The sequence below is a fragment of the Pectinatus frisingensis genome, from assembly GCF_014076555.1.
Taxonomy (GTDB): domain Bacteria; phylum Bacillota; class Negativicutes; order Selenomonadales; family Selenomonadaceae; genus Pectinatus; species Pectinatus frisingensis.
Genome location: NZ_CP045424.1, coordinates 1,154,798 through 1,177,754 on the forward strand (window position 1 = coordinate 1,154,798; position 22,957 = coordinate 1,177,754).

Consider the following 22,957-nt stretch of genomic DNA (forward strand, 5'->3'; position numbering starts at 1 on the left):
ATAATATGTCATTAGATGTTAATATTTTTGTCTTTCTCTCAAAGCCCGGTCGATTTCACGTTTAGCTGTTTTTTCGGCAATTACCCGGCGTTTGTCATAGTTCTTTTTACCAGATGCCAGTGCTATTTCTACTTTGGCGCGGCCTTTGGTAAAATATATTTTTAAGGGTACTAAAGTTAATCCTTTTTCTTGTGTTTTGCTGAACAATCTGGTTATTTCAGTTTTGTGCAATAAAAGTTTCCTGGCTCGCAGGGGATCATGATTAAAAATATTACCATGTTCGTAAGGACTGATATGAACATTTTCCAAAATTGCCTCGCCGTTTTTTATTATGACAAAACTATCCTTTAAATTAGCTTTCCCTTCACGCAGTGATTTTACTTCTGTACCGACAAGAGCAATTCCTGCTTCATATTTTTCCAGGATAAAATAATCATGCCATGCTTTTCTATTTTCGCAGACTATTTTCAACTTGCTATTTTTTGTTCCCATTATTCAGTGTCCTCCATTATGTCATTTGCCTGAGACTTTGTCAGATATTTTATTGTATGCAGCCTCAATTGCCAGAAAGAACTGAAATTAATGTTTGCCAACCTGTTTTTTGGCAACGGCTGGATTTTTTCGTTTATCTTTTTTCCGTCTGTTCCTTTTGGCGTGCTGTAACGGTGTATTGTGTGAATGTTTTGATGATGGATTTGCAATCGTTGGCTGCTGTTTTTTATTTTTAGTGGTATTTTTCTTTGGATTTTTTTGATGGTTTTTCTGTTTGATATTAAGTTGATTGTATATGCCGTTATCTTTTAAAATAAAATCTATTATGCGTTCTTTTATATCAGCCCGCATTAGTATTACTGTAACCTGATCACCAATGCGGTAGACTTTGTTAGTGCGCTGTCCAATCAAGGCGTATTGGTTTTCCGCGTATTCATAATAATCATTGGCCATGCTTGATACATGAACGAGTCCTTCTACGCCATTATCGAGCTCGACGAATAAACCGAAAGCAGTGACACCGCTTATGACGCCGGTAAATTCAGCATTAACGAATTGAGCCATATATTCAATTTTTTTCATGTCTACTGTGTCTCGTTCCGCATCAGCAGCGACACGTTCCCGTGTCGATGCGTTTAAGGCAATTTCTGGCAATACCTTTTTTAATTGTTCGGTTCGTGCAGTGCTTATTTTTCCTGTTGGTAAGAGTTCAGATAACAGACGATGCACGATAAGATCAGGATAGCGACGAATCGGTGACGTGAAATGAGTGTAGAATTTTGCGGCTAAGCCAAAATGACCGGCATTATCAGCCGAATAGCGGGCTTGCTGCATTGTTCTCAGTGCTATTGCTGAGATTATCCGTTCTTCTGGTTTACCGGCAACTTCATTTAGGACATGCTGGATCGACTTGGGTTCAATCAGTCCCGTTTTGCTGTTTTTGTTTATATAAAGGTTAAAGGTGCTGAGTAACTCATTTAAGGCCTTTATCTTTTCACTATCTGGCTGTTCGTGGATACGGTAAATAAAGGGAGTTTTTTTCATTGCCATGTGTTCGGCAACAGTTTCATTGGCGACAAGCATGCATTCTTCAATTATTGACTCCCCTAATGAGCCGCTGCGTTTTAATAAGGAGATTGGAAGGCCTTTTTTGTTAAGGACTACTTTTATTTCAGGAATATTAAAATCAATTGATCCGCGTTTGACGCGTCGCTGGCGTAAAATACCGCGCAATTCCCGCAAGGTATGCAGCAAAGGCAGAATGTCGCCATTGTCGGCAATGAAATGGTCATCTTTATCGACAAGGATTTTGTTGACAATATTATATGTCAGACGTCTGGCTACATGGATTACAGTGGGAAAAATTTCATATGAGATTACTGTGCCCTCGGTGTTTATTTCCATTTCGGCGGCCATCGATAAGCGATCTTCGCCGGCATTAAGACTGCATATACCATTAGATAGACGTGTCGGCAGCATCGGAATAACACGGTCAACAAGGTAAACACTGGTGCCGCGTCTACGTGCTTCCAGATCCAGCGGAGAATTTTCTTGTACATAATGACTTACATCAGCAATATATACACCCAACAAAAAATTACCGCTTGTTTTTTTTGTTGCATATACGCCGTCATCCAAGTCTTTGGCATCGTCACCATCAATGGTGACGATTGGGAAATTACGACGATCGCGACGGTTTTTGCAGTCACTTTCTTTGATCGTCAGTGGAATTTTTGCCGAAGCTGTTTTGACAGTTTCAGGAAAATCGAGCGGCAGGTCATATTGATAAATCACTGATAATATATCTATGCCGGGATCATCTGTTTTACCTAATACTTTTATTATTTTACCTTCGGGATTATGGCCTTTGTGAGCCCATTTAGTTATTTCCACTATAACTTTTGTACCCACTGCGGCACCATTAAAATTACGTCTGTGGACAAATATGTCTTGTTTTAATTTACTGTCATCAGGAGTGACGAAACCAAATGAAACACTTTTTTCAAAAGTTCCGACGATTTGTCTGTTGGCATGCTCGAGAATGCGGACAATTTCACCTTCACGGGAACGTCCGTCGGCAGCTGTATCGTTTAACCGGACGATGACCCGGTCGTTATTCATAGCTGAATTTAGTTGTGGTGCGGGAACAAATACATCACCTTGTTCTTGTTCAGCGGCGTCACTTGGGATGATAAAGCCAAATCCCTTGCTGTTCATTGCCAAACGACCAATTACTAAATTCATGAGTCTGGGCAGGCCATATAAATCATTGCGATTGCGTACAATGCAGCCTTCCTGTTCCAATTCATCCAGAATAGTAAATAGTTGGATTAGTTCTTCATTATTAAGCTGTAATCCTTCAGCAATATCTTCTTCACTTACCGGTCGGGAAGCCTTGTTTTCCATATAATCTAAAATGCGTTTGCGTAGTTCCATGTTTACCCCTCATCTTCAGCAATGCTAAAGATTTATTAAATTTATTTTGCCAGAAATTGTTTTATCCGTTCAAAAACAATTTTTCTTTCCGTATCCAATATAACCAAGTGCCCTGATTTGCTTAATTGCAAAAATTGTTTATCCTGACTTTCTATTTTGTTATATATATATCGACCGCTTTTGTTGTCAACAGTGTGATCATTACTGCTTTGAACTACTAAAACGGGTACTTTCACGCGTTTTAGGTTTTTTTTCAGATATTGGATGCAATCAAGCAGTTCGTGTACGCATATCAGCGGCATTTTTTTGTAGCCGACGTTACATACAGCCGGTATATTGTTTGGCAGATGCCGTATCTTGGGGATATAAATATCATTGGATAAATGTCGTGGCGGCAGCATATCAAGACCACGTTGTGCGGCGATGAAAATAGGAGTGCTCAAAGATGCTGCTTTCTTTACAGGAAAATCAATGCTTAAAAGAAGTGACAACGCTCCTCCCATAGATAAACCTATAATATAAATATCTTTACAGTAGTTTTTAAGTAAATGATAACCATCACAGACAGAAGCATACCAATCGCGCCATTTCATGCGAGCCATATCCTCAGGGTTTGTACCGTGTCCGCAAAGTCGGACAGCCATTACAGTGTAACCAATGTAATTGAGATATTTTCCCAATAAAAGCATTTCTGAAGGTGAACCTGTAAAACCGTGCACTAAAAGGATTCCTTTTTTGCTGCCGGCTAAAAAAAACGGCTCCGCTCCATGCAGGATCATTGTCGACACCTCTTCAAAAATATGATAGTTGAATTTGATTACAGCAAATCTTGCTATTTATTATTGATAGTGCATTGCTTAAATGGTAAAAAACTTATCAGGCAGTGATACTATCATAGTGAACGTACTTCCGCCTATAGAGGCGGGAGCTTCCTGCTTCTCCGAGAACAGCACTGCAATTCTGAAGAACTGTGGCGGCTTACACTCTTTCCACAGGCGTAGATTCCCGTGCGACCCACGGTATTTTTACGAGTTTCATCAGGCAGATATTCGTCTGGCTTCTTCTCGAATATTTATGGCAGCGTTCTTATCCCGGTTATGGTGACTGCCACATTTTGGACAATTCCATTCCCGTACAGATAAGTCCTTCGTTTTATTGTTCTGATACCCGCAAACATGGCACAGTTGGCTGCTGGGATACCATTTATATATCTTGATAAGCATTTTCCCCTGCCAGGCAAGTTTGTATTCTAAGATATTCACAAACTTATTCCAGCCATTATCAGCTATAGATTTTCCAAAGCTGAATTTACCGCCTTTCTTGTGCTTAGCCATAGCCTTGACGCTAATATCTTCGATGCCAATAGCATCATAGTGGTCTACGAGACAGCGGGCTTTCTTATGCAGAAAGTCGCGGCGTTGGTTCGCTGTTTTCTCATGAAGAATCGCTACACGAAGTCTTTGCTTATCTCGATTATGACTTCCTTTTCGCCTTTTGGATAGTTTCCTTTGTGCTTTAGCTAATCTTTTCTCGGCTCTGCGTAAGAAATTTGGATAATCCGCATCGTCTTCATCGGAAGCAACATACAGACCATGCATAGCAAAATCTAATCCGAGAAATCTCTTCGGTATGATGGGGAGTATTTGGTTTTCGTATTCCACCAAGATACTGATATAGAATTTTCCTGACGGCGTTTTGCTGATGGTAACCGTTTTTATGATGCCGTTCTCCATAAGCGGACGATGTAGACATAGTTTTACCCAGCCAATCTTAGGCAATTTGACTTTGTTTTCCTCCACTCGGACAGAACCTTTCTGATTATTCGTAGAGTAAGAACAATGTCCGGTTTTCTTAGATTTGAAACGAGGTTTACCAAAATTCTTACAATGATTCCAAAAATTATTGTAAGACTTATTCAGATTCATCTGGGCGTTCGCAAGAGCTAGGCTGTCAACTTCCTTTAGCCAGGGAAATTCAGATTTGTACCGTGCCGGTGTATTATTCAGTTTCTTACCTGCTTCTTTGTAATGGTTAAGGCGGTCACCAAGCATCTTGTTATAGATGAATCTGGCACAGCCGAAGGTCTTAGCAAACATGATTTTTTGTTCAGCGGTTGGATAGAGTCTGTATCGGTATGCCTTATTCACTATAATCACCTGCCCTGATTTTCTATATATTTCCGAATCGTCTCGATAGGAGCACCGCCTGTTGTCAGCAAACAATAGCTTCTCGACCAAAACATCTCTTTCCACAGCTTACGCCTAACCTCGGGAAAATCCTTTTTGATTAGCCTGGAACTGGCACTTTTGTAAGCATTGATGAATTTCGACATCTCCGTATTAGGCTGGGCACGGAACATGATATGTACATGGTCTTGGTCGTGATTCCACTCTTCTAGTGTGATGTTGTATGACGAGCTTATACGAACAAATATATCTTTAGCATATTGGCTCATTTGGTCAGAGAATACTTTGCGGCGGTATTTTATCACCAAGACAAGATGGTAATAGAGCAAGAACACTGAATGGTTGTTATTGTCTAATCCCATAGTATAATAAGTCCTTTCTCTTTTACGACTGATTGTACTACCAAACAAGACAAAAAACAATTGTATGGCTCAATTACTTGTGTAAATTCGCCACACCTACCTTCATCCCCCACCTAAGAGGTGGCGGACTTCTCGCGGATTAGGTTAAAAAAATATTCTCTATCATATGATAGAGAATATTTTCAGGCAGTCATTTTTGCTATCACTAAAGTAATGACTCCAAATAAAATGGCGAAGAAGACAGTTGCCTTTGCTAATAAGGCATCAAGACCGCGGGCTTTTCTGCTGAATACTGTATCTGTTTCACCGGAAAGTCCACCAAGACCGGCACTTTTGCCTTCCTGCATCAAAACTGAAACGATCAGACAGACAGCAATAATGGCATCTATTATCATTAAAATAGCTAATTTCAAGCAATAACCCTCCTAATGAACAATATTTAATCTATCATATATATGGTATATTTTAGCATGACACAGCTTATTTGTCTATGAAATGTGCTAAGAATATCTGTTGTGCCGCACACATGAATTTAAATATGTGCTAAAATAAATATCATACTATCGATAATGTGGGGAGAGTTTATGAAAAGGAAATCACAAGCTACAATTGTGTTGATAATTATGGCGATCGGTGCATTGGTTACAATGAATGAAAGCAGTTTTATCCTTAGTCTGCTGCATAACGGTTTTTTAGCGGCAACAATCGGTGGTCTTGCCGATTGGTTTGCAGTCACGGCTATTTTTAAAAAGCCTTTGGGTATTTCATGGCGTACAGCTATTTTACCACGCAACAGGCAGCGGATAATGGATGAAATAATCAGTTTTATCGGGTTGGATCTTTTAAGCATAGATAATATAATGAAGGATATTGTACGCTATGATATGGCAAAAATGGTTATAGAATATTTTGATAAATTAGGCGGTAAAAAACGCTTGGAAGATACAATAAATGCTTTGGTTAATGAGATTATCCAAAATACCGGTTATGATGCATGGACTGATAAGTTTGCCTGTATTTTATCCAAATATAAGAATACTCATTTATTTAAACCGGCGCTCGTTGAATTAATAAAAATTTCCGCCAATGATGGACAAATAAATAGATTTATTGCTGTACTGGATATATTTGCCAGAAAATTGACAAGCGACACGGAAGTTAAAAGTATTTTGCAGCCGATATTGCATGATATTATTGAAAATTATAAACAAGGATCGACATTACGTGAAATGGCCATTGCCATGTTTGATATAAATGATGTTACATTAATGCAAAATATTGATAGAAAATTTCTTTCGAACTGTGCCGAATTGAAAAATGAAAAAAGTCCGCAGCGGCAAAAATTACAGCAGTGGCTGAAAATCACACTGCCTCAAAATATATCATCCGGTAAATATGATAAAATTTTATCTGAAATGGAAAAAAAATTAGTGCAAAAATCGGCTGTAGAAGTTATTTTAAAAAAATTGCAGCATTATTGTCGCCAAAGTGGAAATGTCGGCAGGGACGTTGCCAGGGAAATTACTGAGTATGCTGATGCTGTACTGACGGGTTTTAGTGCAGATTATAAGGCACAAAAACATTTTGATACTTGGCTGAAGGAAAGATTAAGCAATTTTATCAAAGCCCATTCATCTGTTATTTTACAAATGATAAAAGACAAGCTTAATAGTTATTCAACAGAAAGTTTTATTATATTGGTGGAAAACCATGTTGGCAATGACTTGCAGATGATTCGCATAAATGGATCGTTGGTTGGTGGTATTGCCGGGATGGTTTTATATATGGCGGCTTATTTGGCAGAAAGGATTTACAGTTAATGAAAAAATTTAATCGTGCCGATAAGACTTTAATTACAGTTGCCGGTATGTTTATTATTGTCTTAGTGATAAAGACCCATTATGAAAATGTATTTACACGTGGATTGCTTTTTTGCCTGGAAGCGGCTTTAGTCGGTGGCATTGCTGACTGGTTTGCGGTTACGGCACTTTTCAGAAAACCGCTTGGTATTCCCTGGCATACGGCTATATTGCCGAGACGGCGGGAGGCTTTTACCAAGGCAACCATTCAGTTAGCGCAGGAACAGTTTTTTTCCCGCAAAAATATTTTTAATCATTTGAAACAATTCAATGCCTCAGAGCAGCTGATCTTATTTATGAATGATGAACGTTGTAATATGGCGGCTGTGAGAGGAGCAGACTGGTTACAACAAAAATTACTGTTGCTTGATGCAAATCAAACGGCAGAAAAGCTGATTGTTTTTATTCATAAAAATAAGGACTTTGTTAAAATAATAGATATTGACAGTCTGGGTAGAAAATATCTGAGACAGGATATGTGGAAAAATATATTGTTGGAAAAGCTTTCCGCACTGATTTATGATAAGTTGTCCGGAGAGGATGGGCTGGTTTATTTGGAAGCCCAACTGAAAAAACTTGCCGATAAAAAATTTAAATCTGGGATGTCATCGTTTTTGTTTTCGTTGGGAGGCGTATTGGATGTTATCAATAATAGAGAATGCGCTGCTTTAATACAAAACAAAATATTGCCGCTTATTGGGCAGATTCCAGATAACGGCAGCAGGATTCACAAAAGACTGTTGTCAATCATGAATGCTACAGTAGATGACGTTTTAGCGCAGAACATTTGGTCGGATGCAGCTGCCGAAGTGAAAGCAGCTGCATTGTCTCCAATGGTTTTGAATTCTTTAATCACAGCCGGCATAAAAAACATTCAAGGACAGTTCAGTCAGATAGACAGCCCGCTAAAAAAAGACGTAGTAGAGTTGTTGTCACAGGCAGTCAATTTGTTTTTGCGTGACCTGCATGATAATTTTCTGGTAAAAAAACTCATTAATAATTTTATTAATGACATTGTTGGTCGTTCTGCACTTCAGGCTCAAGGAATGATCGGTAATATCGTTCGCCGCGCAATTGCCAATATGAGTGATGCACAGCTCAATGAGTTGGTATATGCCAAAACAAAGACAGACCTTATCTGGATTCGCATGAATGGTTCAATTGTTGGTGGGGGAATAGGATTACTGCTGTTTATTGGGATAACAGTATTTAACAAATAATATAATATCTGTGTGGTAATGTAAATATTATCAGTACATACATACAAGCAAAGTTTTTTTTGTTATACTATATAGCATATGACGAAGTAATAAGAAAAAGGAGGTTCTTTTCGTGGGAAAAGCAATGATTATCGGTTGTGGCGGAGTAGCCAATGTAGCCATTCATAAATGTTGTCAAAATAGTGCTGCTTTTGATGAAATTATGATTGCCAGTCGGACAAAAAGTAAATGTGATGCGTTGCAGCAAAAACTTTCCGGTGGAAAGACTAAAATTTTAACCGCGCAGGTGAATGCTGATTCGACTGAGCAGTTAATAAATTTAATAACTGAATATAAACCTGATGTGGTTTTGAACTTGGCACTTCCATATCAGGATTTAACGATAATGGATGCATGTTTGGCGACAAAGACACATTATGTTGATACGGCAAACTATGAACCGCTGGAAACGGCTAAGTTTGAATATAAATGGCAATGGGCATATCGTGATAAATTTAAAAATGCTGGAATAACGGCTTTACTGGGCAGTGGTTTCGACCCTGGAGTTACCGGCGTATTCAGCGCTTATGCGCTGAAACATCAATTTGATGAAATAAATTATATTGATATATTGGATTGCAATGGTGGTGACCACGGGTATCCGTTTGCGACCAATTTTAATCCGGAAATAAACATCCGTGAAGTAACAGCCAATGGCAGTTATTGGGAAGATGGTAAATGGATTGAAACAAAACCGATGCAGATAAAAAAAGTATATAATTTTACTGAAATCGGTGATAAGGATATGTACTTGCTGCATCATGAAGAACTGGAATCATTAGGACAAAATATTAAGGGAATAAAGCGAATACGTTTTTTTATGACCTTTGGAAAAAGTTATTTGACACACTTGCAATGTTTGCAGGATGTAGGCATGACTTCGATTAAACCCATTGATTTTGAAGGCAGACAGATTGTGCCATTACAATTTTTAAAAGCAGTATTACCTGATCCGGCAAGTCTCGGTCCACGTACAGTGGGAAAAACTAACATAGGTTGTATTTTTACTGGTAAAAAAGCCGGCAAAGAAAAGCATTATTATTTATATAATATTTGTGATCATCAGGAATGTTATAGAGAGGTCGGATCACAGGCAGTATCATATACAACGGGTGTGCCAGCGATGATAGGCACTATGCTGGTAATGAATGGTACTTGGCAGCGTCCCGGTGTCTATAATGTTGAGGAATTTGATCCGGATCCCTTTATGGCGGCACTTAACAAATGGGGACTACCGTGGAGGGAAGATTTTAATCCGGTTCTTGTAGATTAAGTATATAGTCAGATATGTGATGGTATCGCTGCCGCAGATTTGACAGTGGTACCACCTTACAGTTTATAAAATAATTAAAGAATACAATAATGGGTGATTATTTTGAATGAACAAGTATTGGCAAAAATTCAACAGCTGCCTTCACCCTGCTATGTAGTTTGCGAAGATTTATTGGAAAAAAATTTGAAATTACTGGCAAAATTACAACAGAAGGCCGATTGTAAGATTCTTTTAGCACAAAAGGCATTTTCCATGTTCTATTGTTATCCACTTATTGATAGATATTTGGCGGGTTCTACTTCCAGCGGCCTTTATGAAGCTAAGCTGGCACATGAATATCTAACAGGGGAAAACCATATTTTTTCTCCTGCATATAATGAAAAAGATTTTCCTGAAATAGCAGCCATCTGCGGCCATATTGTTTTTAATTCTTTTTCTCAGTGGGACAAATTTAAGCAGATTGCTTTGGCAGCTGGTTGTGAGTGTGGTTTGCGCATTAATCCCGAATATTCAACACAGAAACATGCCATCTATGATCCTTGTGCTGAAGGTTCACGATTGGGGATAACACTGGATAATTTTGCAGCCGATGACATCGCCGGTATCAGTGGATTACACTTTCATACGTTATGCGAACAAGGCTCAGAAGATTTAGCTGCAACCTTATCAGTGGTAGAAGAAAAATTCGGTGCTTATTTACACAAGATGAAATGGCTTAATTTAGGCGGCGGACAATTACTTACCCGCAGGGGGTATGATATGGATTTGTTGGTAAAATTGATTCGTCATTTGCAGCAAAAATATAATTTGTCAATTTATCTCGAACCGGGCGAGGCTGTGGCATTGAATACCGGTTTTCTGACTGCCGAAGTGTTGGAACTAATCCATAATAAACGTGATATTGCCATCCTTGATGCATCAGCAGCCTGCCATATGCCGGATGTAATTGAAATGCCATATCGGCCGGATGTAGTTGGTGCGGCATTGCCGAATAAAAAAGCTTATACTTACACATTAGGAGGAGCTACCTGTCTTGCCGGGGATATTATCGGTTCATATTCCTTCGATAAACCATTATCGGTCGGAGATAAAGTTGTCTTTTGTGACATGGCTATTTATTCAATGGTAAAAAATAATACTTTTAATGGCATTCCCTTACCGACGATAGCTGTGCTAAAAAAGGATGGACAAATAAAAATTGTAAAGCGTTTTGGCTATGATGATTTTAAAAACCGTCTTTCGTGAAAAAAATATAGTTGGTTTTGTGGAAAAAATAATTTGGTATGGGAGTGTTTTATTGGTCGGCGCCATATTATCAAATAGTGCTCAGGCAGAAGTGCGCTTGCCTGAAATGAATCCACCCGATATTCAGATTCCACAGCCTCCTGCCGTTCCGGCACCGCAGCTGCCGGAAATAAAGGGTATTGATACAGATAAAATATCAGCTGAAATTAATGATCATGCAAGATCAGCAAAAGACAATGACAAAAAATCCGCTGATAATGCGGCATCGGCAGATAAAAATAATTCTTCAGATGATAAAACTGGTTCTGACAAAATAAAAAATAATAAATATATTAAACATGATGATACTGACAAACAGACGGATAATGACGCAACGGCAGCGGCAGAAGAAACTGGAAAGGACCAGGCTTCTGATCAGGCAAATAAAAATATTGATGCGAAGACACTTTTGTCCACTGATTTTATCGGAACGATGTTTTATATTTTTGAAAAAACAGCGTTTATCGCTGTTGTAATGTGGTTGCTGCTTTTATTTATCTTTAGAAATTTGCCAATATGGGGTGAACTTTTTCTTTTTACAGCACTCAATATTATCGCCGGTGCCATATATTTTCCTTTAGTAGAAGGTTTGGATAATGGACAGTTGAATTTTTATGGGAAGATTATAACCGATAAAGATTTTTTCATTATTATAGGAACATTTGCAGCCTGCAGTCTGCTGATAACCGCTGTAATTGGACTTCTTATTGTAATGTGGGAAAAATTTTTGAAAAGGGATGATTGAAATGACAAAAATACCTAAGGGGTTATCAGACACTGATATGCTTAAAGATTGTAAAGAGCATAAGTCAACCAGATCATTATTTGATTTAGCTGATGAATTTGATGATAATAATATTCAAAAAAGAAAACGAGTGACAGAAACTAAAGCTACTTATATTGATGACGAGCTTACAACTGCGTTGAATAAAGAACTTTTAAAACTAAAAATTGATCTTTACAAAAAGGGAATTATTGAATATCAAGTTAAATTGAAACGTGATGGTGATAATATAATACTTTATCCACAGCAGAAAAAACATAAAAATTAGTAGATCAGGCTGATTTTATCTTATACCAGTCCACATGTATCTTTGTATCTTTTATGTAGGGTTTGATGCAGGCAGCAATTGCTGCATAGCGTGCCAATACCCGTAAATCTTTTGCTTTGATGATACGGCTGTAACCTAGATGTTTCATTACAAAATCCTCCTCGTTATATTGACGTTTAGTTTTGTTAAATAAAATGTTCGGAAATCTTTATAGACAATAATACAATATAAGGTAAATTTTGGCAAGTCTTTTTTCATCTTTATGAATTTTTTATTGCTGTTTATTGTTGATTTTTCCGAACATATTAAGTATACTAAATAAAAACTGGAGGTTTAAACTATGACTGATTTTTCCGAAAAACTGCATGAGTATATGATTGCTGCAGGAATAAACCAAACTAAATTATCACGTGTTACAGGGATAAACAAATCTTCAATATGTGAATACTTGTCAGGCAGTTATGAACCCAAACAAAAAAATGTCTTAAAAATCGCTGCTGCTTTGAATATTCCACCGGAACATTTTTGGGGAATGCAGTTATCATCGCAGGTTAAGAATGCTGATAATGACTCAGTGAGAAAAATTCCGTTGATAGGGCGTATAGCTGCCGGGAGGCCTATTTTAGCGGTGCAGGACTTTGATGAATATATTCCGTGCTGTGATAATATAAAGGCTGATTTTTGTCTGCGTATTTCAGGTGACAGTATGATAAACGCCAGAATATATGATGGAGATATTGTTTTTATTCGCGAACAGGCAGAAGTGAATGACGGAGAGATTGCTGCCGTACTGATAGATGACAGCACTACTTTGAAGCGGGTGTATAAATATGGCAGCATGATTCAACTACGTTCAGAGAATCCTAAGTATAAGCCAATGGAGTTTAACAGAAATAATTGCAGCGATATACGTATTCTTGGCAAGGCTGTTGCTTTGCTGGGAAGTGTAATATAAGTAATATAATATGGAGATAGCAATAACTATTAAAAATTTATTTGCAGTAAAAATAAAAAGGCAACTGTTTTGTTAAACTGGTTATACAATTTAGTATGCCGGAGGACGAAGTGGCAATAAGGTTAGCTGCCGGGATTTAATAAGAGGTATTAGTTAGATGGATAAATCATTAATAAAAGATCAAGTTAAATTATTTAGGAAATTTACTAATTCATGTGTCTGCAATGTCAAAGCTGCCATGAATATATACGGAATTAAAAATGAACCAGCTGATTCTTTGGTTTTAGCATATATTTGTCAGGCGCATGCTTGCGCAAAGCAGATTCAATTGATGGCGGCAATATTGGACACTAAAGAATATGATGTATTCTATAATGCGTTTATTGTGTTTAATACGACTTTTATGCGAGTGGCGGTAACTGGACAAGACGCAGATAAAATAGATAACAAATATAATCTTTTTTTGGAAGCTTTTAGTAAGTTGACGTTCATTGATGATTGACGGCGAATATTTGATATAAAGTGCATTATTAAAGAGAGTATTTATCTGGTGAGAATAAATGAGGAATAAAAATGCAGGAAAAATTGACTAAACGGGAAAGCAAAAAAATTCAATCTAAAAAGACCATAATTGAGTCAGCAACGCGATTATTTGCTGAAAATGGACTGGCTGAAACATCTATTGCAGATATAATGAAAGAAGCCAAACTTGGGTTGGGGACTTTTTATAATTATTTTGACTCCAAGGAAAGCTTGCTGAAAGATTTATTAAACCAGTTGGCAGAAGATATTCGCAGTTCATTTTCTTCGATTTCCCGCACACAAAAAACCTATGCCGGTATTCTTGAGACTGTTGTCACGGAAACGGCAGCATTGCTTGATAAAAATCGTTTTGTTCTGCCATTATTTATGAAAGCGGCCGATAAAAGTGCACTGCCGCGTGATTTTGAACACGAAAGCGGTGCAGCGCCATTGTTTAAATACATATTTGACGGTATTATAAAAAAGGGACAGGAAACCGGTGAATTCCGCAGGGATATTCCGGCTGAAGTAATTACGGAAATGTTTCATTCTATATTCCAGGCAGCATCGTTTAGCAGTCTACCGGTTCCATTTTGTGAGAATGTCCATTATAAAGTACTGATAATACTTGATGGTTTAAAAATAAAGCAGGAGAAATGAGTAATTCTCATTTCTCCTGCTTTATTTTTAAATTGAGTGCGCCCAGCATGGGCGCATTAATGGGTGAAAGTTCCGAGTGCAGGTTAATAGTGCTAAGCATATAACTGTCCATTGCAAGGCGGAATTTAAAATAAGCCAAGGGCAAATCTTCGGTCCGATAAACAAAGCCTACGTATAAGGCAGGAAGAATAGGGTAGGTTGTCCATCAAACCAAATTGATATTGCATAGTACCTAGACCCGGTAAATATTGATTTATTGAAAAAAAGTATAATAAACATTTATTTTTTGCTGTCTGAATTGTGATAAGTTCAGTTTTTAAGAGGTTTTTTTAATGCGGCTAAAATTGCCATTCCAACTATAGAACCAATTAATATAGATAAAATATACATTAGTGGATTACCGATAGTGGGTACTACGAAGATTCCTCCATGCGGTGCGCGCAGAGTGCAGGAAAAAGCCATTGATAAAGCGCCGGCTGTTGCTGAACCGATTATACAAGATGGCAGTACGCGCAGCGGATCACTGGCGGCAAAAGGAATAGCTCCTTCGGTGATAAAGGATAGGCCCATTACATAATTACTGACAGCGGATTTACGTTCGTTTTCCGTAAAACGATTTTTAAAGAATGTGCTGCACAGAGCAATGGCTAAGGGCGGTACCATTCCACCGGCCATGACTGAAGCCATTATACCGTATTCACCGCTGGCCAGCATGCCGGTGCCGATAACATAAGCGGCTTTATTGACAGGACCTCCCATATCAACAGACATCATGCCGCCTAATATGGCACCAATCAATATGCGACTGCTCATGTCCATGTTTTTTAATGTGTCGATGAGCCAGGCATTTAAAGCACTTACAGGTGGATTAATAATAAATTGAATGAGAATGCCCATTAATAATACACCGAATAATGGATAAATAAGAATAGTTTTTATACCTTCTAATGAATCAGGTAATACCGTGCAAATTCTTTTTAGGCCGATAATGATATATCCGGCAGCAAAACCAGCCAATAAAGCACCTAGAAAACCTGAACCGCCTGAGTTGGCCATCGCTCCACCAACGAATCCGGCAACAAGTCCGGGTCTGTCGGCAATGCTCATAGCAATAAATCCAGATAAAACCGGCAGCATAAAACCGAAAGATACGCCGCCAATTCCTTTGAAAAAGGCTGCTAGTGGAGTGTTCGAGCCAAAATTAGCCGGATTGGCCGGATCAAAAGGATCAACTAAAAATGCCAAAGCAATCAAAATACCACCGCCTACGACAAATGGCAGCATGTGTGAAACACCATTCATCAAATGCTTATATATCTGGCGGCCGACTGATTCTGATTCGGAAGAAGGTGTTTCATAGGTGTCTTCGTCATGGTGATAAATTGGTACTTTACCGCTTAATGCTGTATCCAAAAGTTCATCAGCTTTGTTAATTCCATCAGATACTTTGGTTATTAGTACGGGACAACCATTGAATCTCGCCATAGGGACATTTTTATCAGCAGCTATAATGATACATTTAGCTGCCTTTATTTCAGCAGGGCTTAATGTGTCTTTTGTACCGCCAGAGCCTTCTGTTTCTACTTTTATTTTTATATTACGTTTTTGGGCATGTTGTTCGAGGCTTTCTGCTGCCATATAAGTATGGGCAATTCCGGTAGGACATGCCGTTACTGCCAGCACATCGTATGATCCCTTACTGGGTACTGCCGGCTTTACAGCAGTTTTTTGCGATTCTTTTTCATCAATTAGTCTGAGAAATTCATCTGCTGTTTCTGCATGGATCAAAGCTTCTTTAAAATCATTGTCCATAAGCATGGCAGCAAGCATACTGAGCATTTTCAAGTGTTCATCGTCAGCTGATTTTGGTGCGGCGATAAGAAAAAAAAGCCGTGCCGGGCGATTATCCAATGAAGCAAAATCAACACCGCCTTTTACGACCATTGCAGTCAGTCCGGCTGTTTTTACTGCATTACTCTTAGCATGTGGTGTTGCAATCCCGTCACCAAGACCGGTGGTGCCGGAAGCTTCTCTGTCTAATACGGCTTTTTTATAAGCAGCTTTGTCTGTTAATATACCTGTTTTGTCCATGAGTTCGACCAAGATGTCTATTGCTTCATTTTTATTAGATGGTTGGGCATTAAGCAGGATGCCGTCTTTTTTTAATAGATCTGTGATTCTCATTGATGTACCCCCTAAAAATTAAATAATTATATTCTGCATTAAAGCGTTTACTTCAGCTTTTGTAGCTAGATTGTCAGAAAAAGCAGATGCTGAACCAGCAGCTATTCCCATGCGAAAAGCTGTTTTGTAATCACCGGAGTAAATATAACCGGCAAGAAATCCAGCGACCATCGAATCACCGGCACCAACAGAATTGACAAGTTTGCCGATTGGAGCCGGTGCTGTCAGACAATCCCCGTCCTGTGTTAATAAAATTGCTCCCTTGCTGCCGCGGGAGATGAGTATATTACGGGCACCGTGTTGCTGCAGTATAGATGCATGTTTAATTAGTTCATCGGTGGAAGTTAATTCTTTATTAAATATACCGCTCAATTCATGGTTATTAGGCTTAATTAAAAACGGTTTATATTCGAGGACATTGAGCAGTAATTTCCCTTCGGCATCTACAACAAAATTTATTTGCTTATCTGTTAGACGCTGTAGAATTTTTTCGTAAATATTATTAGGTAAAAAGCTGGGGATGCTGCCGGCAAGAACAAGATAATCATTAGACTGTAGGGAATCCAATTTATCAAATAATGCATCGATAGCCTGTGGTGGAATATTTGGACCTTGTCCGTTTATTTCTGTTTCCATATCAGCTTTTATTTTTACGTTTATACGAGAATTACCATGAGTTAAATTTATAAAATCGCAAGTGCAGTGAAAATCGTTTTTTAATTGTCGTTCAATTTCTCTACCGGTAAAACCGGCGGTGAAACCGGAAGTTATACTGGCAACTCCCAGATTTTTTAAAACGATGGATACATTTATTCCCTTACCGCCGCAAAGTATTTTTTCGTATTTTAAACGATTTATTCGACCGGTATTGAAAGAATCAAGGCGGACTATATAGTCAAGGGAAGGATTAAAAGTAACAGTATATATCATGATGACTCCTTTCGATTGGGGAAGCGTAACTGTGGTTACGGGGAATTCGGACAATAATTATCCGGCAACAACAATGTCATAATGCGCATATGTTTCATCAGGTTGTTTATTAGTGATTACCGTGACTTTATCCAGTGAAGAAAAACTAAAAGGAGTAATTTTACCGAATTTGGAATTATCAGCTAATATATAAGCTTTTTTGCAATGGTTTATTGCGGTTTCCTTCATCATAGCTTCTTCGTCAGTAGGAGTGGTGAGACCGGCTTTGATACTTACGCCGTTCGTACCGAAGAAACCGATAGTAAAGTTATAACGGCGGAGATTTTCTACGGCGGAGGCACCAACTGTCGCATAAGTCACAAGTTTCATAGTGCCACCGATTATTGTAGTGGTAAAACCATGACTGATCAGTTGTACGGCATGTGAAACATCATTAGTTATGTAAACGGCATCTTTTTCCTGAAGATATGGGATTGTCAAGTAAAGTGTGTAAATGATTTTAAGTTGAAGCCTGATATTTTTGTACCATGGTGCCGATCCGTTCGTCAATAACCAGCTGATTCATCACCATGGCCCAATTGCGAATGGAGTGACCGCGCCATTTTTGGTAAAGTTCCTTAATCCGTAAATAAAACACTTTAAAAATAGCTGTTTCATTGCTGAAAGCGCCCTGTTTCGTAACCTTGCGGAAGCTCGAGTTAACGCTTTCTATGGCATTGGTCGTGTACATAACCCGACGCACATCACTACCATAGTTAAAAAGCTGTTCCACGTGCCGAAAATTATCCTTCCACACGCGGATGGCACCAGGATATTTGCTCCACGCGTCACAGAACTGTTCAAATGCAGCTTGTGCTCCTTTCAGGTTGATGGCACCATAGATTTTCCTTAGCTGCGCTGTAAAGGCTTTGTAATCCTTACTGGGTACGTATTTCAGAGAGTTGCGGATGAGGTGTACAATGCAGCGCTGCACCACAACATTTTTGAAGATCGCTTTAGCGCCATCTTCAAGACCACTTACACCGTCCATAGAAATAAAGCCTATGTCCTGAACACCCCGGGATTTTATTTCATCGAACACCTGCATCCAGCGATGCTTGCTTTCTGTATCGCCCGTCCATAAGCCCAGTACATCTTTCCCGCCGTTTAGATCATACCCCAGAATAACGTAGACAGCCTGGTCAGAAACGCCCTGCTCCGTACGCATAGAAACGTATATGCAATCCACAAAGATAAAGGGATAAAAAGCTTTCAGCGGTCGATTCTGCCACTCATTCAATTCATCTAAGACACAATCTGTGATGTTGGAAATTTGTCCAGCTGATAGCTTGAATCCATAGATGTCGTCGATCGTCGATGAAATGTCACGCTGGCTCATGCCACGAGCATACATAGCAAGCACCTTGCCCTCAATCGAGGAAACATCGGTCTGCCGCTTCTGCACAACCTGCGGCTCAAAAGAACCGTCACGATCACGAGGGACATTAATCGGGACTTCACCTGCGGATGTTTTGAGAGTTTTATGGTTGTAGCCGTTGCGGCGATTGGCGGTTTCCTTTTCACCACGTTCATTGTTGTCATAGCCGAGATGATTTTCCATTTCACCATGCAGCATGGCCTCGAACATAGGCCCAAAAACATCTTTAAGCGCATTTTGCATATCTTCGACGTTTTTTGGCTTATATTCACTGATAATCGCTTTAGCCAGGGATTCGCCACGTGTGGGTTGTTTCTTTGACATAAATTTATTACCTCCGCATGTGTTTGACTTCCCCAACTGGGGTGTATATCTAAACTGTTTCTTTCCTATTTACACAGTTTATTATACACTCCCGAAGATATTTCAATAATAGTTCCGTGGTAGTTCCTGCATCAATGTAAACGATATCTTTTGCTTTTATAAGTTTGGCAGCGGTAATGGCAATTAATTCTTTTTCACTGACATGGACAGTTTTCCTAATTTCAACTTTATCTTCAGTGGTAGTGTAATCTTCGGCAGACATTGCTCCACCGTATACTTTTATCAGTGAACCTTTGGTATGCAAAACGTTTATATCACGTCGTACAGTTGCCTCTGATGCCTGTAAAAGTTTAGATAATTCTGCAACGCTTACTGACTGCTTATGATTTAATAATTGAATGATTTTGGCGTACCGTTGTGCTGCTAACATTTTTATCCCTCATTTCAAGTAAATTATACAATCAAAGTAACTCATAGTCAATCAAAATAAATCAAATAGTGAAATGATTTATTTTATTAAACTAATTTTTACAATTTACAGCTGTACAATTTTTTAGAAATACTATATAATAAATAATGTAATTTGTTTAGTTATGGCGATTAATATTTCATTTAAAGATAATTGTCATGCTAAAAACCGTGGGACACACGGAGTTAGCTCGTTTCGGCTGACGGCATTAGCTGTATCGAACGAGAAGCCCTGCTTTGATGAACAGTGAGAAGCAGGAGCATGTCACCAGCCTATACCTGCATAACATTAATGGGGTGATTTGATGGCGATAAGGCAAGTTGTAGTAGACCGAAGAGATAGTACAATCTATCGTAATACTTTGAAAAGGGGAGGGTTTATTTCGGCTAGTTATCTATCAATCAATGGATTTGATGCCATGCGGCTAAAGAAATTAGCACTGCAGGGAAAACTTGATGCCATACGATGCGCCATTGGTAAATCGGTGCGGTGGTATTATCAGGAGAATCAGGCTGAATTGGCTCACTTAAAAGGAGAAGTATAAGAGGTTTCATTCTTATTGTATTTATAGATCGGTGTATACCGGTCTTTTTTTTGTTTGTTTCACCATCTGCACAATTATGATATAATAAATGTACCTTTAATCATAAGAGGAGATATTTAAAATTGTCGAATAAAAATCAGCAATTATTCAATGAACAATGGCAGGAAATGCTTAATTGGATGAAAAATTACATGAAATCATTTTACAGTGCTGATCAAAGTATACAAGAGGGAATATTAATTAAAGAAAAGCATACTATGCAGGTAGTAAAGATAGCTGAGCAACTGGCAGACCATTTAAAACTTAACCAGCATGATACACTTTTGGCTAAAATTATTGCATTATTTCATGATGTAGGCCGATTTCATCAGTTCGCAGTGTATAGGACTTTTAATGATGCTGCGTCGGAAAATCATGCACTGCTGGGAATTCAGGTCATGCAGAATCTTGCCTGTATTCAGGCGTTGAGTGAGCAGGAGCGCCGGTTGATAAAATTTGCTGTAAAAAATCATAATGCCAAACAGATCGAGATAACTGATGATAAAAAAGCGCTGTATTTTGCTAAATTTATTCGTGATGCTGACAAGCTTGATATTTTTCGTGTTTTGCGTCCATATTTGACCCAAAATGATCTGGAACCGTGCAGTGATGAGTTTATCAGACAATTTCAAACAGGCGGGCAATGTGATTACCGTAAAATGCGTACGCAAAATGATCGTAAGCTGGTTCGGTTATTATGGTTATATGATATAAACTTCACTTGGACGCTGCAAAAAATAGTCAATCATGGATATGTTGATGAAATTATCAATAGTCTGCCGCAGACTGATGATATGCAAAAGGGATTTACCGTTTTACATAATTATATAGAAACAAAGCTAATGCAAAGCGATAGTTCACTTGCAGATTATTGCGGTTTTTGCGGTTCATGATAATCAATACAATAGCCAGCTCATTTAATGCGGCAATTGCCGTGCCTTAATGTTCTGCTGAGGAAGATAATGAGAAAAAGTACAATGTAGTATGACAGTTATTGCTTTAAATAAATTTGTAATGAGGGATATTTAATGCCGGAAAATGTAAATCTTTTGCCAAATTTTATTCATAATATTATTGATGAAGATTTAAAGGATGGTAAATATGCTGATGGGATACATACAAGGTTTCCACCGGAACCGAACGGATATCTGCATATTGGTCATGCTAAATCGATCTGTATAAATTTTGGAACAGCGCAAAAATATAAGGGACTGTGTAATCTGCGGTTTGATGATACTAATCCGACTAAAGAAGATATTGAGTATGTGGATTCTATACAGGAAGATGTAAAGTGGCTCGGATTTTCCTGGGATGACAGGATGTTTTATGCTTCAAATTATTTTGATAAATTATATGATTTTGCTGTTGAGTTGATAAAGCGCGGCAAGGCTTATGTCTGTGATTTGAACGCTGAGCAAATCAAAGAATATCGCGGTACATTAACTGAACCTGGTATAAAAAGTCCTTACCGTGATCGCAGTGTCGAAGAGAATATTGATTTATTCGGGCGAATGAAGAATGGTGAATTTGCTGATGGGGCGAAAGTGCTGCGCGCTAAAATCAATATGGCTTCTCCCAATATTACTATGAGAGATCCAATCATTTATCGGATATCACATACACCTCATCATCGTACAGGCGAAAAATGGTGTATTTATCCAATGTATGATTTTGCGCATCCACTTTCTGATGCTATTGAGGGGATAACCCATTCTATATGCACTTTAGAATTTGAAGAACATCGTCCGTTATACAATTGGTTATTGGAAAGCTTGGGGTTTGACATCAACTCCAGGCCGAAACAGATTGAATTTGCCCGTTTAAATTTAACCAATACTGTTATGAGTAAGCGTAAGCTGCGTCAGTTAGTGGAGGGAAATTATGTTTCGGGATGGGATGATCCACGCATGCCGACAATTTCAGGATTTAGGCGCAGAGGCTATACAGCAGCATCCATACGTGATTTTTGTGAGCAGATTGGTGTGGCTAAAAGCAACAGTTTGGTTGATATTGCCATGCTGGAACATTGTGTACGGGAAGACTTGAATAAGAAAGCAAATCGGGTGATGGCAGTGCTTCATCCGTTAAAAGTAGTAATAACAAATTTTCCTGCGGATAAACGAGAGGATTTACTGGCGGAAAATAGACCGGATAGTGATGGAACGCGTTATGTTCCATTCACCAGGGAAATTTATATTGAACAAGCTGATTTTATGGAAAATGCACCCAAAAAGTTTTTCCGTTTAAAACCGGAAGGTGAGGTTCGGTTGAAATATGCTTATATTATAAAATGTAATGAAGTTATAAAAGACACTGATGGTAATGTCGTTGAGCTGCATTGCACCTATGATCCTGAATCAAAACGCGGTGGAGCAACTGCCAGCAGAAAAATAAAGGGGACGCTGCACTGGGTGTCGGTGAAAGAATCGCTGCCGGTGGAGGTTCGCTTGTATGATTATTTATTGAAAGCGGATGCTGATAATCAAAAGGATTTTATTACGGCATTAAATCCGAATTCCTTGACAGTTTTGTCGGAGTGCCGTATTGAACCTTCAGTGGCCTGGGTATCGCAGGGGACTAAATATCAATTTTTGCGAGAAGGTTATTTTTGCGTAGACAAAGATTCACGAAAAGAGCATCTTGTTTTTAATCGGGTGGTCGGATTGCGTGACAGCTGGGCAAAGGCTAAAAGAAAATAGAAATTTTATGA

At 38.6% G+C, this 22,957-nt stretch carries 24 protein-coding genes; 12 read left to right on the forward strand and 12 right to left on the reverse strand.

Going from position 1 to position 22,957, the window contains the following annotated elements; genetic code table 11:
• Positions 1-18: 18 nt before the first annotated feature.
• The 6 genes from smpB to secG all read right to left on the reverse strand — a co-directional run bounded on the left by smpB (position 19) and on the right by secG (position 5,871).
• Positions 19-492, reverse strand: a complete 474-nt coding sequence (gene smpB / locus F8M42_RS05390) for an SsrA-binding protein SmpB (RefSeq protein ID WP_182188320.1) — start codon at positions 490-492, stop codon at positions 19-21.
• An 87-nt stretch (positions 493-579) separates the two neighbouring features.
• A complete protein-coding gene (gene rnr / locus F8M42_RS05395; RefSeq protein WP_182188321.1) occupies positions 580-2,928 on the reverse strand; it encodes a ribonuclease R in 2,349 nt (782 codons plus the stop codon).
• Between the two features lie 41 nt (positions 2,929-2,969).
• Positions 2,970-3,707 (reverse strand): alpha/beta hydrolase, encoded by a 738-nt coding sequence (locus F8M42_RS05400; RefSeq protein WP_182188322.1) that lies wholly within the window; start codon positions 3,705-3,707, stop codon positions 2,970-2,972.
• A 258-nt stretch (positions 3,708-3,965) separates the two neighbouring features.
• On the reverse strand, positions 3,966-5,165 hold the full coding sequence (locus F8M42_RS05405; protein ID WP_229711477.1) for a transposase: 1,200 nt from the start codon (positions 5,163-5,165) through the stop codon (positions 3,966-3,968).
• Positions 5,081-5,476, reverse strand: coding sequence for an IS200/IS605 family transposase (tnpA, locus tag F8M42_RS05410; RefSeq protein ID WP_182188323.1), 396 nt, complete (start codon positions 5,474-5,476; stop codon positions 5,081-5,083). The genes F8M42_RS05405 and tnpA overlap by 85 nt, the downstream gene beginning before the upstream one ends.
• A 182-nt stretch (positions 5,477-5,658) precedes the next feature.
• Positions 5,659-5,871 carry a preprotein translocase subunit SecG gene (secG, locus tag F8M42_RS05415; protein ID WP_182188647.1) on the reverse strand — a complete coding sequence of 71 codons (213 nt, stop codon included), beginning with the start codon at positions 5,869-5,871 and terminating at the stop codon, positions 5,659-5,661.
• A gap of 189 nt (positions 5,872-6,060) precedes the next feature.
• Between secG and F8M42_RS05420 the strand changes: the two genes are divergently transcribed.
• The 6 genes from F8M42_RS05420 to F8M42_RS05445 all read left to right on the forward strand — a co-directional run bounded on the left by F8M42_RS05420 (position 6,061) and on the right by F8M42_RS05445 (position 12,203).
• On the forward strand, positions 6,061-7,296 hold the full coding sequence (locus F8M42_RS05420; protein WP_182188324.1) for a DUF445 domain-containing protein: 1,236 nt from the start codon (positions 6,061-6,063) through the stop codon (positions 7,294-7,296).
• On the forward strand, positions 7,296-8,555 hold the full coding sequence (locus F8M42_RS05425) for a DUF445 family protein (protein WP_182188325.1): 1,260 nt from the start codon (positions 7,296-7,298) through the stop codon (positions 8,553-8,555). The genes F8M42_RS05420 and F8M42_RS05425 overlap by 1 nt, the downstream gene beginning before the upstream one ends.
• A gap of 112 nt (positions 8,556-8,667) precedes the next feature.
• On the forward strand, positions 8,668-9,867 hold the full coding sequence (locus F8M42_RS05430) for a saccharopine dehydrogenase family protein (RefSeq protein WP_182188326.1): 1,200 nt from the start codon (positions 8,668-8,670) through the stop codon (positions 9,865-9,867).
• A 102-nt stretch (positions 9,868-9,969) separates the two neighbouring features.
• Entirely contained in the window at positions 9,970-11,112 is a 1,143-nt protein-coding gene (gene nspC, locus F8M42_RS05435) for a carboxynorspermidine decarboxylase (protein WP_182188327.1), read from the forward strand.
• Entirely contained in the window at positions 11,084-11,896 is an 813-nt protein-coding gene (locus F8M42_RS05440; protein ID WP_182188328.1) for a hypothetical protein, read from the forward strand. Before nspC ends, F8M42_RS05440 begins: the two co-directional genes overlap by 29 nt.
• 1 nt (position 11,897) lies before the next feature.
• Positions 11,898-12,203, forward strand: a complete 306-nt coding sequence (locus F8M42_RS05445) for a hypothetical protein (RefSeq protein WP_182188329.1) — start codon at positions 11,898-11,900, stop codon at positions 12,201-12,203.
• A 4-nt stretch (positions 12,204-12,207) separates the two neighbouring features.
• On the opposite strand, the gene F8M42_RS05450 is transcribed toward F8M42_RS05445, so the two are convergent.
• On the reverse strand, positions 12,208-12,351 hold the full coding sequence (locus F8M42_RS05450) for a hypothetical protein (RefSeq protein WP_182188330.1): 144 nt from the start codon (positions 12,349-12,351) through the stop codon (positions 12,208-12,210).
• Between the two features lie 192 nt (positions 12,352-12,543).
• Here F8M42_RS05450 and lexA point away from each other — a divergent pair, with 192 nt between their 5' ends.
• The 3 genes from lexA to F8M42_RS05465 all read left to right on the forward strand — a co-directional run bounded on the left by lexA (position 12,544) and on the right by F8M42_RS05465 (position 14,340).
• On the forward strand, positions 12,544-13,158 hold the full coding sequence (gene lexA / locus F8M42_RS05455; RefSeq protein ID WP_182188331.1) for a transcriptional repressor LexA: 615 nt from the start codon (positions 12,544-12,546) through the stop codon (positions 13,156-13,158).
• Positions 13,159-13,315: 157 nt separating this feature from the next.
• On the forward strand, positions 13,316-13,660 hold the full coding sequence (locus F8M42_RS05460; RefSeq protein WP_182188332.1) for a hypothetical protein: 345 nt from the start codon (positions 13,316-13,318) through the stop codon (positions 13,658-13,660).
• A gap of 71 nt (positions 13,661-13,731) precedes the next feature.
• Positions 13,732-14,340, forward strand: a complete 609-nt coding sequence (locus tag F8M42_RS05465; RefSeq protein WP_182188333.1) for a TetR/AcrR family transcriptional regulator — start codon at positions 13,732-13,734, stop codon at positions 14,338-14,340.
• Between the two features lie 309 nt (positions 14,341-14,649).
• Here F8M42_RS05465 and F8M42_RS05470 read toward each other — a convergent pair whose 3' ends face one another.
• Genes F8M42_RS05470 through F8M42_RS05490 form a run of 5 tightly spaced genes read right to left on the reverse strand, consistent with a single transcriptional unit; the run spans position 14,650 to position 19,625 of the window.
• The gene (locus F8M42_RS05470; protein WP_182188334.1) at positions 14,650-16,524 is read right to left on the reverse strand and encodes a PTS fructose transporter subunit IIABC; all 1,875 of its coding nucleotides are present in this window, start codon (positions 16,522-16,524) and stop codon (positions 14,650-14,652) included.
• Between the two features lie 18 nt (positions 16,525-16,542).
• Positions 16,543-17,454, reverse strand: coding sequence for a 1-phosphofructokinase (gene pfkB / locus F8M42_RS05475; protein ID WP_182188335.1), 912 nt, complete (start codon positions 17,452-17,454; stop codon positions 16,543-16,545).
• A gap of 57 nt (positions 17,455-17,511) precedes the next feature.
• Complete coding sequence (locus F8M42_RS05480; RefSeq protein ID WP_182188336.1) at positions 17,512-18,003, reverse strand: DeoR/GlpR family DNA-binding transcription regulator; 492 nt, start codon at positions 18,001-18,003, stop codon at positions 17,512-17,514.
• Positions 17,954-19,195, reverse strand: coding sequence for an IS256 family transposase (locus tag F8M42_RS05485; RefSeq protein WP_182185656.1), 1,242 nt, complete (start codon positions 19,193-19,195; stop codon positions 17,954-17,956). Before F8M42_RS05485 ends, F8M42_RS05480 begins: the two co-directional genes overlap by 50 nt.
• A gap of 49 nt (positions 19,196-19,244) precedes the next feature.
• Entirely contained in the window at positions 19,245-19,625 is a 381-nt protein-coding gene (locus F8M42_RS05490) for a DeoR family transcriptional regulator (protein WP_182188337.1), read from the reverse strand.
• A gap of 343 nt (positions 19,626-19,968) precedes the next feature.
• Here F8M42_RS05490 and F8M42_RS05495 point away from each other — a divergent pair, with 343 nt between their 5' ends.
• The 3 genes from F8M42_RS05495 to F8M42_RS05505 all read left to right on the forward strand — a co-directional run bounded on the left by F8M42_RS05495 (position 19,969) and on the right by F8M42_RS05505 (position 22,946).
• Entirely contained in the window at positions 19,969-20,208 is a 240-nt protein-coding gene (locus tag F8M42_RS05495; RefSeq protein ID WP_182188338.1) for a hypothetical protein, read from the forward strand.
• A 122-nt stretch (positions 20,209-20,330) separates the two neighbouring features.
• Complete coding sequence (locus F8M42_RS05500; protein WP_229711480.1) at positions 20,331-21,140, forward strand: HD domain-containing protein; 810 nt, start codon at positions 20,331-20,333, stop codon at positions 21,138-21,140.
• A 135-nt stretch (positions 21,141-21,275) separates the two neighbouring features.
• The gene (locus tag F8M42_RS05505) at positions 21,276-22,946 is read left to right on the forward strand and encodes a glutamine--tRNA ligase/YqeY domain fusion protein (protein ID WP_182188339.1); all 1,671 of its coding nucleotides are present in this window, start codon (positions 21,276-21,278) and stop codon (positions 22,944-22,946) included.
• The last annotated feature ends 11 nt before the right edge of the window (positions 22,947-22,957 follow it).

Coding starts and splice junctions, on each gene's coding strand:
- pfkB (WP_182188335.1), bottom strand. CDS start 17,454: ATGATATATACTGTTACTTTTAATCCTTCCCTTGACTATATAGTCCGC.
- F8M42_RS05445 (WP_182188329.1), top strand. CDS start 11,898: ATGACAAAAATACCTAAGGGGTTATCAGACACTGATATGCTTAAAGAT.
- smpB (WP_182188320.1), bottom strand. CDS start 492: ATGGGAACAAAAAATAGCAAGTTGAAAATAGTCTGCGAAAATAGAAAA.
- tnpA (WP_182188323.1), bottom strand. CDS start 5,476: ATGGGATTAGACAATAACAACCATTCAGTGTTCTTGCTCTATTACCAT.
- F8M42_RS05440 (WP_182188328.1), top strand. CDS start 11,084: ATGATGATTTTAAAAACCGTCTTTCGTGAAAAAAATATAGTTGGTTTT.
- F8M42_RS05470 (WP_182188334.1), bottom strand. CDS start 16,524: ATGAGAATCACAGATCTATTAAAAAAAGACGGCATCCTGCTTAATGCC.
- F8M42_RS05465 (WP_182188333.1), top strand. CDS start 13,732: ATGCAGGAAAAATTGACTAAACGGGAAAGCAAAAAAATTCAATCTAAA.
- F8M42_RS05450 (WP_182188330.1), bottom strand. CDS start 12,351: ATGAAACATCTAGGTTACAGCCGTATCATCAAAGCAAAAGATTTACGG.
- lexA (WP_182188331.1), top strand. CDS start 12,544: ATGACTGATTTTTCCGAAAAACTGCATGAGTATATGATTGCTGCAGGA.
- F8M42_RS05400 (WP_182188322.1), bottom strand. CDS start 3,707: ATGATCCTGCATGGAGCGGAGCCGTTTTTTTTAGCCGGCAGCAAAAAA.
- F8M42_RS05460 (WP_182188332.1), top strand. CDS start 13,316: ATGGATAAATCATTAATAAAAGATCAAGTTAAATTATTTAGGAAATTT.
- F8M42_RS05505 (WP_182188339.1), top strand. CDS start 21,276: ATGCCGGAAAATGTAAATCTTTTGCCAAATTTTATTCATAATATTATT.
- F8M42_RS05490 (WP_182188337.1), bottom strand. CDS start 19,625: ATGTTAGCAGCACAACGGTACGCCAAAATCATTCAATTATTAAATCAT.
- rnr (WP_182188321.1), bottom strand. CDS start 2,928: ATGGAACTACGCAAACGCATTTTAGATTATATGGAAAACAAGGCTTCC.
- F8M42_RS05425 (WP_182188325.1), top strand. CDS start 7,296: ATGAAAAAATTTAATCGTGCCGATAAGACTTTAATTACAGTTGCCGGT.
- F8M42_RS05495 (WP_182188338.1), top strand. CDS start 19,969: ATGGCGATAAGGCAAGTTGTAGTAGACCGAAGAGATAGTACAATCTAT.
- F8M42_RS05420 (WP_182188324.1), top strand. CDS start 6,061: ATGAAAAGGAAATCACAAGCTACAATTGTGTTGATAATTATGGCGATC.
- secG (WP_182188647.1), bottom strand. CDS start 5,871: ATGATAATAGATGCCATTATTGCTGTCTGTCTGATCGTTTCAGTTTTG.
- F8M42_RS05485 (WP_182185656.1), bottom strand. CDS start 19,195: ATGTCAAAGAAACAACCCACACGTGGCGAATCCCTGGCTAAAGCGATT.